Annotated in this window: 8 protein-coding genes; 5 read left to right on the top strand and 3 right to left on the bottom strand. The window is 41.0% G+C overall.

The window, feature by feature from the left end:
• Positions 1-114 precede the first annotated feature (114 nt).
• The 3 genes from phaE to PL8927_RS25830 all read left to right on the top strand — a co-directional run bounded on the left by phaE (position 115) and on the right by PL8927_RS25830 (position 3,366).
• Positions 115-1,110 carry a class III poly(R)-hydroxyalkanoic acid synthase subunit PhaE gene (phaE, locus tag PL8927_RS25820; protein WP_083626670.1) on the top strand — a complete coding sequence of 332 codons (996 nt, stop codon included), beginning with the start codon at positions 115-117 and terminating at the stop codon, positions 1,108-1,110.
• Positions 1,111-1,217: 107 nt separating this feature from the next.
• Positions 1,218-2,312, top strand: coding sequence for a class III poly(R)-hydroxyalkanoic acid synthase subunit PhaC (gene phaC, locus PL8927_RS25825; RefSeq protein ID WP_083626672.1), 1,095 nt, complete (start codon positions 1,218-1,220; stop codon positions 2,310-2,312).
• Positions 2,313-2,637: 325 nt separating this feature from the next.
• Positions 2,638-3,366, top strand: coding sequence for a GDSL-type esterase/lipase family protein (locus PL8927_RS25830; RefSeq protein ID WP_083626675.1), 729 nt, complete (start codon positions 2,638-2,640; stop codon positions 3,364-3,366).
• Between the two features lie 269 nt (positions 3,367-3,635).
• Here PL8927_RS25830 and PL8927_RS25835 read toward each other — a convergent pair whose 3' ends face one another.
• Both PL8927_RS25835 and PL8927_RS25840 read right to left on the bottom strand, forming a co-directional pair.
• A complete protein-coding gene (locus tag PL8927_RS25835; protein WP_083626678.1) occupies positions 3,636-8,831 on the bottom strand; it encodes a WD40 domain-containing protein in 5,196 nt (1,731 codons plus the stop codon).
• 517 nt (positions 8,832-9,348) lie between these two features.
• Positions 9,349-10,647, bottom strand: coding sequence for an ATP-binding protein (locus PL8927_RS25840; protein WP_231506148.1), 1,299 nt, complete (start codon positions 10,645-10,647; stop codon positions 9,349-9,351).
• Positions 10,648-10,985: 338 nt separating this feature from the next.
• Between PL8927_RS25840 and PL8927_RS25845 the strand changes: the two genes are divergently transcribed.
• Both PL8927_RS25845 and ftsZ read left to right on the top strand, forming a co-directional pair.
• On the top strand, positions 10,986-11,840 hold the full coding sequence (locus PL8927_RS25845) for a cell division protein FtsQ/DivIB (RefSeq protein ID WP_083626683.1): 855 nt from the start codon (positions 10,986-10,988) through the stop codon (positions 11,838-11,840).
• A 128-nt stretch (positions 11,841-11,968) separates the two neighbouring features.
• Positions 11,969-13,249, top strand: coding sequence for a cell division protein FtsZ (ftsZ, locus tag PL8927_RS25850; RefSeq protein ID WP_083626685.1), 1,281 nt, complete (start codon positions 11,969-11,971; stop codon positions 13,247-13,249).
• Positions 13,250-13,283: 34 nt separating this feature from the next.
• Here ftsZ and PL8927_RS25855 read toward each other — a convergent pair whose 3' ends face one another.
• A complete protein-coding gene (locus tag PL8927_RS25855; protein ID WP_231506149.1) occupies positions 13,284-13,811 on the bottom strand; it encodes a late competence development ComFB family protein in 528 nt (175 codons plus the stop codon).
• Between the last annotated feature and the right edge of the window lie 29 nt (positions 13,812-13,840).

Below are 13,840 nucleotides of genomic sequence, written 5' to 3' on the forward strand. Positions count from 1 at the left end.
GGCAATAGGCAATAGTTAAGAAGAAAAAATAGTTAATAGTTAATAAGTATCTCTTGCCTCTTTCCTCTTGCCTTCTGAAGTTCTAATTCAACTATTGAATTCATGGTGAAAAAGATGGATAAAGAAACAGCAACTTGGAATGATTTAACCGGAAATTGGGTGAATGCTTGGACAGATGCAGGAACTCAAATTTGGAAAACCTGGTTTAATCAAATGGGCGTAGCAACAGCTAACGGAAATGCTGAAACTCAACCCGATATGACCGCTTTAACAGAACGGTTTACGCAAAATCAACAATTATTAATGCGTTTTCTGAAACTGTCTTTTGAAGCTTGGCAAGATATTTTACCGAAAGTTCAAGCGGGGGATGATTGGCAAAAAACCTTAACCAATTATACCACACAAATTCGCAAACAATTAGATGATTTTTCCCAAGGAAATCAAAAAATTAATCAAGATACAACTCAACTTTGGCAATTATATTCTCAACAAATCCAAAAATTTAATCAAGTTTGGACGGCTTATATGGAGTCTTCCCTGGGCCCATTAAACCAAACTTGGACAGGAAATAGTCAGCCTTGGATCGAACTGAATAACCTCTATTGGGAGATGTTCTATCAACCCACCTTTGGGAATTTCTTGCAAAGTCCGACTCTAGGAGTAACACGAGAGTTTAATAATAAAATCCTGAAAGGATTTGATCAATGGACAAATCTTTATCGCGCCAGTAACAATTATCAAATTTTATTATCTGATATTCAAGTTAAATCCTTTGAAGCCTTAATTCAAAAATTAGTTGAGTTAGCCGAAAAAGGTGAACCTGTTACCGACTGGCGGAAATTTCAAGACCTCTGGAGTATCGTTTCTGATGATATTTTTGAGAAGACATTTATGTCAGAAGAAAATCTCAAAGTTCATGGGGATTTTCTCAATGCTTTAAATGCCTATCGCATTCAACAACAAGAATTAATGGAATCTTGGATGAAAGCGATGAATATGCCATCTCGTAGCGAAGTTGATGAAATTCACAAAACTATCTATGAACTGCGGAAAGAAGTTAAACGCTTGAAAAAAACTGTAGCAAAATATGAACAAGAGGTTGACGGTTGACAGTTGACGGTTGACTGTTAAAACTTCTGAAATTGTTTATTTTCTTAACAGGCAAAATGTCTGTTTTACACATCCTAATTAACAGGCAAGATGCCTGTTCCACAATTATGTTACCTTTTCTAACTCAATTAAGCTTAGAAGATACGACCCACGAATATGTGGAATTAACGCAAAAACTCGTAAAAGGCATGGAAAACTTAAGCCGTTTACGCGAAGAAGATATTGAAGTGGGATTTTCTACCAAGGAAGTAGTTTATAAGGAAGATAAAGTGATTTTATATCACTTTAAATCCCAAGTCGAAAAACCCTTTGCCATTCCGGTTTTAATTGTTTATGCTTTAGTTAACCGTCCGTTTATGGTTGACTTACAGGAAAATCGATCTTTGGTTGCCAATTTGTTAAAATTGGGGTTAGATGTTTATTTACTGGATTGGGGATATCCGACTCGCGCGGATCGTTGGTTAACCTTAGATGACTACTTAAATGGTTATCTCGATACCTGTGTAGATTTTATTGCCAAAACCCATCAATTAGACAAAATTAATCTGTTAGGAATTTGTCAAGGAGGAACTTTTAGTCTCTGTTATAGTTCTATGCACCCGGAGAAGGTGAAGAACTTAATTGTGATGGTGACTCCGGTTGATTTTAAGATGAAAAATACCCTGCTAAATATGCGGGGAGGTTGTACTCTAGGCTCCGATGCTTTGGATGTGGATTTAATGATTGATGCGATGGGGAATGTTCCAGGGGATTTCCTCAATCTTGAATTCTTGATGCTCAAACCCTTACAATTGGGATATCAAAAATATTTGGATTTACCGGATATTATGAGCAGTGAAGAAAAATTGCTCAATTTTATGCGGATGGAAAAATGGATTTTTGATAGTCCAGACCAAGCTGGGGAAACCTATCGACAGTTTCTTAAAGATTTCTACCAAGGCAATAAATTAATTAAAGGTGAAGTCGTAATTGGTGAACAACAGGTCAATTTAAAAGAGGTAAAAATGCCTGTTTTAAACCTGTATGCTGAGAAAGATCATTTAGTTGATCCTTCATCTTCTTTAGCCTTAAAACAGTATGTCGGAAGTAAAGATTATACCGTACAAGGCTTTCCCGTTGGGCATATTGGAATGTATGTCAGTGGCAAAGTTCAACGGGATTTACCCCCGACCATTGCGAATTGGTTAAAAGCCAGAAGCTAAGAAAATTGGGGAAAGGGTGCAAAATCTCGTACCCTCTCCCCAATCAATTCTGAAAACCCAAATGTAAGCATTAATACATTAATATTCTTTCTCTAATTTTGCTCAAGACTTGATTGAATAGGCACAGAAGCAATCATTAAAAATTCTTATCTTAAAAGTTCATCAGTAACCTTTTTTTTACAGGCGCGAGGTTAGACTAAATTCATGGTAAAAGTAGCAACTTTAAATGACCAGATGCTAATCAAAACACAATTGAGAAGCGACGATTTTATTGTTGTGAATTTTACACTGCTCGGTTTAAATGTGACCTCAAAAGAATGCTTGTATGCGAACCCTTTCTGCTCAATCTTTATCCCATTTTCCTGGGCATCATGATCATCATCTTCCGATGAGAATTGTTGCCCTCGGAGATAGTCTAATTTATGGATTTGGTGATCCTGTTGGTGGTGGCTGGGTAGAACGTTTACGTCGTCAGTGGATGTCTCCAGGTTATACAGGTCATGCCCTTTATAATCTAGGAGTGCGAGGAAATGGTGTGGCTCAGGTTTCCCAACGAGTGGAAAAAGAATGGCTGCGCCGAGGAGAATTACGAAATCGTCAGCCGGAATTAATGATTCTTTCCGTTGGAGTTAATGATTCTCCCCGGTTAGGACGAGCAAATGGACGGGGTTTTACAGAATTTGAACAATTCCACACCCAACTCAATCATTTGTTAGATTTGGCGGGAAGCTTGTGTCCGGTTTTATTTATAGGAATGGTACCTGTAGATGAAAGTAAGATGCCATTTCTCGACTGTTTTTATTATAATCACGCTGATCAATATCGTTACAAACAAGCCACAAAGTTAGCTTGTGAACAACGTCAGATTCCCTATCTGGATATTTTTGATCTGTGGTTAAGACGAGGGGAACATTGGAGACAGTTACACTTAAGCACCGATGGTCTTCATCCCAACGTCAGAGGCTATCAAGCCTTATTACACGATATTCTGAACTGGGAACCCATGTATCATCTTCATCACGCCTCTATGCCTGTTTTGGAAACCAGTGCTTGATACGGATTAAAAAAACTAATCAGGAAATGGTTAACCCTGGAAAAATTTAAGGTTCAGACCCCAAAAAAATAGATAAAATATAAGAGTAAGTGCGAAACGTTCCTGTCAAAGTCTAGGGATAAAAAACGCCACAGGCAAGATGCCTGTTCCACGCATCAGGAGTTGAAATCATGACTAACAAATTAGAATTTCAAGTATTTTTGGAATCTGCCCTGCTTTTCTTTGCTTTCCTATTGTTTTCCTTGCTTCTGTAGATGCAAGGGTAGATGTTACAGATGACAAAGGTGGCGATCGCTATTGCCAACTTTAGGATTTGTTCGTAGATAATTGTGAACCCAATCACAAGCACGATCAATCAGGTTATCCAAATCGAGATTCCACATAATTAAGGTTTTATCCCGACTTGCGGAAACCAAAACCTGACCATCGGGACTGAAACTAATCCCCATGATGCTATCTTGATGTCCGACTAAGGTTTTTAGTAATGTGCCATCGTGACAACTCCAGAGTTTAACCGTGCTATCGTAACTGGCCGAAGCAATTAACTGACTGTCAGGACTAAACGCCACACTGGTAACACTATCACTCGATCCCTTTAACAGTGTTTTGAGATAATTCCCCTCGCTATCCCACAATTTAACCGTGTTATCATATCCGGCGGAAGCGATCACTTGACCATCCGGGCTAAAACGGACACTGAGAACATAACCCTGATCAGCCGGAATGGTTTTTAATAATTTTCCCTGATGATCCCAGAGTTTAATCATCCCGTCATCACTAGAGGTGACAATAACTTGACCATTCGGACTAAACACAACACTATTAACCCAAGAATGATGTCCGATTAAAGTGTGTAATAATTCACCCTTTCGGCTCCACAATTTAACGGTTTTATCCTTACTGGCCGTCGCAATTTGTTCTCCATCAGGACTAAAATTAATACTCATAATGCTATTATCATGAGCCATCCAACTCTTAAACAGTTGAATAGACTCAACGGAAACCCGTTTTTTCTGAAGGGGTAAGGGTGCTTTTCCATTAGAAACAGACCCAGGGAAACCCCGATAGAGCCATTTAAACAAAGCACCCTGACGTTGTTGTTGATTTTCTGAGTCAGCCCTGAGTTTCCACAATTTCACCGTGCGGTCATAGCCCGCCGTCGCTAAAAGTTCCCCATCAGGACTAAAACTCACCGTCGTCACCCGATCTTGATGCCCCGTTAACGTCGTCAGTAAGGCTCCTGTACGGCTCCACAATTTCACCGTCTTATCCTGACTCGCGGAGGCAAACATCTCCCCATTGGGGCTAAAACTCACCCCTAAAACGCGATGTTGATGGCTGGTTAGGGTTTTTAGAGGAATTCGATCTAAACTCCACAGTTTCACCGCTTTGTCATAGCTGGAAGAAGCTAAAATCTTGCCATCGGGGGAAAATTGAACATTCGTGACTTTATCCCCATGTCCTTGCCATTGTTTTAATAATGTTCCTTCCACCGTCCATAAATAAATATTCTTATCGTCAGTAGAAGTGGCTAATAATTGGCTATCGGGAGAAAAACTGACCCCATACACTCTAGAGCTATCTCCCTTTAAGGTTTTTAAGAGTTGACCTCGACGAGTCCACAGTTTCAGCGTTTGATCTGCTCCTACCGTTGCAATCAGTTTACCATTCGGAGAAAAACTCACCTTATAGACGGTTTGATCGGGGTCACGGGTATGATCTAAGCTGTGGAGCACTGTTCCATCTAATTGAATTAATTTTACTGTCCCATCCGCAATTGCGATCGCCAAAACTTGACCATCGGGACTAAAAGCCACGGACGTTAAAGCCTTCCTAGTCAGATAGAGAGTTCGTAATAATTTACCCCCTCGACTCCATAATTTTAGTCGATGATCTTCAGACACCGAAGCGATCAAACGGCCATCCGGTGAAAAGGTGACAGAGGAAACGGTTTTCCGATGGCCTGAAAGCGTGAGAGGCGTTATGGACACCGAGTTTGCAGATAAGGCTTCTACAGGCCAGAGTTTAATCGTCCCATCTTGGGATGCGGAGGCCAATAATTGACTATCGGGACTGAAACTAATGTCGGTAACATTTCCGGTATGACCCACTAACGTCCGCAGCAGTTGACCATCGGGTGTCCACAATTTCACGGTTTTATCGACACTTCCAGAAGCGATGTAATTTCCATCGGGACTAAAAGAGACATCCCAGACCACATCCTGATGTCCTTCTAAACGGTTTTGTTCTCCAATTCCATATACCGACTGTTGCAATGTGGCTGCGATCCGCGTTTCCATGGTTTTCAATTCGGGACTCAGGGAAGTTGTCGCTTTTAAGTGTTGAAATTGTCGAGCCGCCCTTAAACTTTCCATTAAAGCATCGAATTTATATTGTGAGAAAAATAAGGCATCAGAAGAAGCAGTTAAAGTGGCTAAATCAGCCAGTTGCTTTTGTTGATCCGCCCGCCATTTTTGATCCGTGGCTACTTTTGTTGTAAAACCTAATAATAGAGCAACAACTATCGATACTCCTAACCATTGTTGTAAGCGTCGATTTCGTTGTAACAGTTGCTCTCGACTCATTTTTTCTAAGGCTTCTTCTGCTTTCCATTTTTCGGTTTGAGCTTGATGTAACCGTTGCTGAATCTCTTGCTGATGCTGTTTTTCTTGTATTGCATATCGTTGGCGAATGGGTAATACTAAATAATCATGTAACAGTTGATATCGATCTTCAGGTTCCTCCCGTCTCCTTAATAGCAAACCTGATTCTAAGATCACATCAATAAACGCTTCCGGCTCCTCCCTCTCTAGGATATTTACTGTTGACTGTGTAGAGACGTTGTATGCAACGTCTCTACTGACTGTTGACTGTTGACTGTTGACAATTCCCTGATTACTATTTATTCCCTGTTCCCTGTTCCCTGTTCCCTGTTCCCTTCTAATTACTATAATTAATTCGGCTTTTGTTTTAATCGGACGAGTAAATTTTTCATCCGTTAGGGCAAATAAAACTTCCCAAGCACTGTCTTCATTTTCTGGCCCACAGTCTTGAATTACCTGCTCAATGGAATGTTTAATTAATTCAGCTTTGGGGTTAATTCCTAATTGTTGATAAGTCGCTAAGGTGGTAATTCCATATTCTCCTTCTTCCTGAAGTTGAGCACCTACGACTTGTAATTCTATCGGTCGCACTTCCTGATGTTCATCGGCTAAATCTGTCACTAAGGTATTAATTAAAGCGGGTTCTAATTTTAATTTAGCCCGTTGCGTTAAGCGTTCAATTACCGTTTTTGCTTCTTTTAAGGAAAAATCTCGCAAATGATAGCGGATTTTTTTATCCAAAATGTTATTATTAATAGCTTCTAAATTCAATAAACGATCCCATTCTAAGAGATGATGTAAATAATCTTCCCTCATAGAAAAAATTATTTTTACAAAGGGTAAATTTAAACAAATTTTCAAGAAATCATAGAATATTCTTCTTTGTTCTTGAGTTTGAGAGACAAAGAAAAATTCTTCAAATTGATCAAAAATCAAAACAGTTAGTAAATTTCGTTCTGCATTTTGATCAAGTTGTTTTAACATAAAGGAAGAAAAATTGAGAATAAAATTATCTGTTTCTCTGGGAGAACTACAGGGTTGAATTTCGGTGAGGGATGACGGTTGACGGTTGACTGTTCTTACGATTTCCTGTTTTAAATTCCGTTCTAATTCCCTAGCCCAGTCCGTATAACTTTGAATTACAACGGGTAAACAATCTCTGGCACTAATCGCCGTATTCTTCAACGCCGGAACTAAACCCGCATTCACTAACGAACTTTTGCCTACGCCAGAACGCCCATGAATAATAATCAATTTGTGATCATTGCGACTTAATCGATGCAGCAAATTCTGAATATCCTGTTTCCGACAAGATGCCATCATTTCTTCCGCAATGGTGACGATATTTTGGCTTGGGTTACGGTCGGGATTAATTGCTTGTTTAGGAGGTTGGAGTTGCGCCGCTCCAATAAATGCTCGAAACCCATATTGATGTTCGATCTCTCGTTGTTTTTTCTTGGTTCTAAAGGCTTGACGATATTGACCTTGTTGATAGTAAATTTGGCGTAATTCTGCCAAAATATCCAAATACAAATGCGGATTATATTCAGGTTCTATTTGAGAAAGAGCCAATTCTAATTGCTGTTTCGCCTGTTGCCATTCTCCCTGATGTTGATAACAGCGTGCTAATAATAATAAACATTGTCCTCGACTGGTTGTTCGTTTTAAATCGGGTAAAATTGTTAAAGCCAATTGTGCTAAAGCCAGAGCGCGATTCCATTCTGACCTTCGTAACGCGACCTCCGCCAGAAACCCATAGTCTTGAGCCAATTGGCTAGGGGTTCCATAAATCAGGTGCATTTTTAACCCAGAGAGGGCTAATTTTTGTAAGAGTTCCCATAATTGTAAGCGTTGGAAAACTTCACCCAAATGGGAGAGAACTCCGGCTACTAAATCAGGTCGTCCAGCTTGTTGAAAAATTTGCTGACTCTGCTCAAAATAGGTTCTGGCTTCTTCTAATAAAGTATTTGCGATCGCCGGATTTCGAGTAGCTTGAATACAATAGGTTAAAGCAATATGAAACAGAACAATTCCTTGACGGTTGATGCTGAAGCACCCCGCTTGTTTCTGAAGACCGACTTGTTGCAGAAAAGCTAAACTTTGTTGATAATGTTGGCGAGCACTTTCGCTTTGGTCATTCCCATCACAATCTTGACCGAAAATAAACTGACGACAAGCTTCTAAATCTGAGTCTAACTCATAACCTCGATTGAGTAAATCTTGCCAATGCAGTTCCAGTTCTCGCCTGCGACTAGAACCCATAGCAAAATCACTCTTGAAACTAGGAGAGACTGAAGATTTAAACCCCTGTTGAGTTTCGGGTTCCCCATCTTTAATTTTTAGTTCTGCAAGGGTAAATAGGGTATTAGCTTGTAATTTTAAATAATCTAATAATTCACCCGTTGCTAATTCAAATTTAATGGTAGCCGCAGCCCAACTTTTAAAGTCGGGTGCTAAACGAATTAATTGTGTGGCTATATGATCAGTAATCCATAAAATTATCGGAAAATCAAATTGTTGGCGAAATTCATCCCGAACTTGATTGGTAGAACTGAGAAGTGTATCGAGATTTTCAACGGTTTCTAAACCTAAAATCATCACTGCTGAGGGAGAAGTTGTTTTAACGTATTCTGATAATATTGTATACAGCGTTGGGGTATGGGGAGATAGAATTAGAGGGTCAATGGGAATGTCAGAATCAACTTGTACAGCGTGAACAACTTGTTGTCTGAGTTGACTGGAATTGCATCGAACTAATACCAAGGAAAATTGTCCTTGAGACAAGGAAACGGAACGAACTAATCGCTTTAAACCTCTTTGATTTACGGAGGCTACGGTTTGGGGATCAAATAGTCTATCCATTATGTAGATTGCACACTGAAGGTAAATATACTATATCAACACTCAATCCTCAATTCTGTCGGGAGTTGTACTCCTTCTCACTTTGTAGGGGCGGGTTTAGGGAGATAATTACTAATCATTAAAGCTGGTCTCGGAACCCGCCCCTACGGTTTAATTGTTGATTTTTTTCAACAACAAAATGTAGGGGCGGGTTCTGTAATTATCTTCAATTCTGAGCAATAATCTAACTAAACCCGCCCATCTTAAATGCGATCGCCTAAGAATAGAGAGGGCGGGTTCAGGGAGATAATTACTGATAATTAAAGATTGTCTCGGAACCCGCCCCTACGGTTTAATTGTTGATTTTTTTCAACAACAAAATGTAGGGGCGGGTTCTGTAATTATCTTCAATTCTGAGCAATAATCTGACTAAACCCGCCCCTCTAAAATGCGATCGCCTCAGAATAGAGGGCGGGTTTAGGGAGATAATTACTAATCATTAAAGCGGGTCTCGGAACCCGCCCCTACGGTTTAATTGTTAATTATTGCTTTCTGTTAAAGCGGGATTAATTCCAAACCAACGACCATCTTGATCCCGATATTCAAAAACAAACATACTTCGCAGTAAAGTTTGACATTCATCTTCTCCGGTCACTTTTTGAGTTTTTACCACCCTTAACAATAATTCCCATTCTTCAGGGTTAATTGCTCCTAAAAGATCATCTCGATATTCTTGAATCACCTGCTCTAAACAGGAACGGGTGAAAGGGGGATCTTCTTGTTGTAAACAACTGTACATCAACATCAATAAACGTCGAATATGACCCCCACTAATTGAACACAAACGCTCCAAAGTTTTAGGACTATCAAATAAAACAGAAATTCGAGATAAACGATCTTCCGGTGGAAGATCAGGAAATGCTCGCGCTAAAACCATTTGTTGTAATTTAATCATTCCACCGGGGTGATTTGTACCATCCCGCAGACGGACAGGAACCATCGGTAATACTTTAGGTTTGACCCCAAACCGACTAGAGAGTCGATCATAGTCATTAGAAAACATTAAAGTCAAAGGAATGGTAAAAACAACATGACAATTCAAGCGTTTGAGTTGTTCACCCCGATCAACAAACAGATATTCCGGTTGAGTTCTTCCCCAAGGTTTAGGAGAGTTATCAATCCGATCTAAATTATCAACGATGACGACAATTCCTTTTTTTCCTTTCGCCTGTAAAGCTATATTAGCTTTTTCTAAAAGTTCATCATTAATCGCATCTAGGATACTACTGGTACGGGGTTCTAAATATTGCCGTAACTGTGAGCGTAATTTAGGGGAATCTTTCGTTTTTGCTGTAATTTTAGCAATTCCAACGGATAATTCAGCCTCCGCAGAAAGTTGAATCGGTGTTTGCATTAACTCCGAAATTTCTGTAAATAAATTGGCAAAATATCCAGGTTTGAGACGAATTTGTTCCCCTTCCAAACTATCACTCACCTGACGAGCAATCATTAATAAAACATCGCTGATATCCACATCCGCCATATCGAGATTTTGAGAGGATTCAAAATAAACGACATGATATCCCTGGCGCTCTAACAAATCCTTAAGACGAAACAATTCTGTAGATTTCCCACATCCAATATGACCACTAAATAATTGACAGGTGGGTTCATCATGGGAGAGTAGGGTAATCGTTCGGCTCAGTTCTCGAATAATATCGCTACCCCGAATGGATGAAAAATCGATATAATATTTTCGATCTTCGGGGTTCGCCATGTCGATGGTCTTACTGGGATTACAGGCTTTATAAAATCTGCTTAAATCAAGCTCGATCACAATTAGACTCTTGACCTCTATATCAATTTAACGGATAACTTCTATATTAGTTTAGCGATATCATCGGTGTTTCAGGATGAGGGGGATCAGGGATAGGGGGGGAGAGGGAACACATAGATATAAAAAAGTTTATCTGAATTTTCTGTGTAGAAATACGCAAATGTTTACGATTAAAAATACAATATCATTGAATTGATACGGAAATTTGTCCCCAAGATCAACCCGCCTTAACTCTCAACTGATTACAGGCAAAGCAACAGTGGATATGTTAGATTGTCTGCGAAACCATCAATGACCTAGAATCAAAAACTCAACTTCTGGCCTATGGGCAATCAGCAATGACCAATCTGGGATCTGTTTCAACGAATGAGTTAGGACGTCGCCGCCAGCAGTTACGACGTCAACGGCGCTTAAAATTAGTACAAGTGTTATACCAAGCGATGGTTGTCAGTAGCTTGGCGGGGGGTTTATTTTGGCTGATTAATCAACCGATCTGGTTGATTCGCCAACCGGAACAATTGAAAGTTGAAGGTAATCAACTGTTATCGGATCAAGCTGTTCGTTCTTTATTACCCCTGTCCTATCCTCAATCTCTGTGGAAAATTCAACCCCAGGTCTTAGAAAAAACTTTAGAATCACGAGGTCAAATTGCTTCTGCTCATGTCACTCGCCAGTTATTTCCACCTAGTTTAACAATTAATATTCAAGAGCGACAACCGATTGCTGTGGCTTATCCCCCCTCAAAAACTTCCCAGACTGGGGGAAATGACCAAATTGGCTGGTTAGATGCCACAGGGGATTGGATGCCTTTAGAGAACTATACCGAATTAGAAAAAACGAAACAATTACCTACCCTGAAAGTGATTGGAAATGTGAGTCAATATCATGCTTACTGGCCCCAAGTTTATCAAGCCATTAGTCGCAGTCCGATAAAAATCTTGGTAATCAATTGGGAAGATCCGAGTAATCTGATTCTTCAGACTGAAATGGGTACTGTTCATCTTGGCCCCTATAGTTCTAAATTCCCGGAACAGTTAAGGGTAATTGATCGGATGAGAAATGTCCCTCAACAATTAGATATCAGCCAGATCATGTATTTTGATCTGAAAAATCCCAGCCAACCTCTGGTACAGATGCGACCGGAAACTACCGCCAAACGTACCTCCTCCGAGGAAGAGTCTACGTCTAACTAACAGACGGCTTCCGGTGTAATCAATAACTGTCCCAAAAGACTTGGTTTCTCGACCAACTTACCCTATAGTATTTGTGTTTCTTTGGTTTAAAGTAATAGAACCGTTATTCATCTACTCCCCCTATTAAAATGACAGTTAAGAATAATCTGGGGTCTACCCAAGGCAATTCTGATGCTGAAGGAAAAGCGAATCCCTGGTTGACAGCCGATTCAGCTAATCCATTCCGTAGAAATGAACAAATAATAGTTAACCCTAATAACGATTCTAAAGATATGCCCCGTGAAGACTCTTGGAGTGGCGATATTATTCCGAGCAATGCTGCAAGGATCAAGGTGATTGGTGTTGGTGGCAGTGGCGGTAACGCAGTTAACCGAATGATTGAGAGCCAGGTAACAGGTGTTGAGTTTTGGTCAGTGAATACCGATGCTCAAGCTTTAATCGTATCGAAAGCCCAAAAACGTCTACAAGTTGGTCAGAAATTAACCAGAGGGTTAGGGGCAGGTGGAAACCCCGCCATTGGTCAAAAAGCGGCGGAAGAGTCACGCGATGAAATTTGCCAAGCTTTAGAAGGGGCTGATTTGGTCTTTATTACCGCCGGGTTAGGGGGCGGAACTGGAACCGGAGGCGCTCCGGTGGTTGCGGAAATCGCAAAAGAGCTCGGGGCTTTAACCGTTGGGGTGGTGACTCGTCCGTTTATGTTTGAAGGCAAACGGCGCAATTCTCAAGCAGATGAAGGAATCGCGGCATTACAATCCTGTGTTGATACGTTAATTGTGATTCCGAATAATAAGTTATTAGAAGTGATTAACGAACAAATGCCCGTACAGGAAGCCTTTCGTTATGCGGATGATGTGTTACGCCAAGGGGTACAGGGAATCTCGGATATTATTACGATTCCGGGATTAGTTAACGTGGATTTTGCCGATGTTCGGGCGGTAATGGCCGATGCCGGGTCGGCATTATTGGGGATTGGCATTGGTTCGGGGAAATCCCGCGCCCGAGAAGCCGCCGTTGCTGCCATCGCCTCTCCCTTATTAGAATCCTCCATTGATGGAGCCAAAGGGGTGGTGTTTAATATTACTGGCGGTACGGATTTAACTTTACATGAGGTGAATGCAGCAGCCGAAACCATCTATGAAGTCGTTGATCCCAACGCCAATATTATCTTTGGGGCTGTGATTGATGAACGGATGCAGGGAGAAGTAAAAATTACAGTAATTGCCACTGGCTTCTCTGGAGACAATAAACAGGGTATTCCCGTCAACCGCTCCGTGAATGTACCTATGGGCAATATTCCGGTAATTTCGGCTCCAACCAACCCCAACCAACCCCCAACCCCAACTAACCCCCCCCAACCCGGATTGGATATTCCTGACTTCCTCCGTCGGCGACGTCCTCCGAATCGTTAGAAAAGATCAGCAGAAGGGGGGAAGATAGCGGACTTCACCCCATCCATCCATCTCGAATGGAAGCGTCTTTGCGCGAGTAATTATCCGCATAAGAACGGTGACGCTGCGCGACTTTCTGATCCAGCTTAGATAGGGGCATCTCATCGGGCTCATAGGAATGCCGGGGTACAGTTTGTTGTGGAGCTTCTTGTTTTTGGAGTTCCTGATTCACTTGGGCGGCTTCTTCTGGAGATAAGGGCGTTGAGTGTCGGAGTAAGTCCCGTTGCACAGCGGCTATCGCTTGTCGGACTGCGGTTTTGATCGGAGTATAAAATTCATCACGTCCCCGTTTGAGTTGTTGTATCCAACCTTCTTTACTGGAAGCGTAAAGGGGGGGTAAACGGTTGAGGGCATAAGTTTCAACTTCAACCCGCTTAATGTATTGGGAGAGTCGGGGGGAGAGGGAAGCGAGTTGACGCTTGACTTCCTCAGTTACTAAGTCTTCCATCACATTATGATATCTGCGATTAGAACCGATAACCATAGTATTTACCGAGCCAAATTCGGTATTCAGTGTTGTCACGGGGATTCTCCTCTAGTTTCTAGTTTAAC

The organism is Planktothrix serta PCC 8927 (genome assembly GCF_900010725.2).
GTDB classification, from domain to species: Bacteria; Cyanobacteriota; Cyanobacteriia; order Cyanobacteriales; family Microcoleaceae; genus Planktothrix; species Planktothrix serta.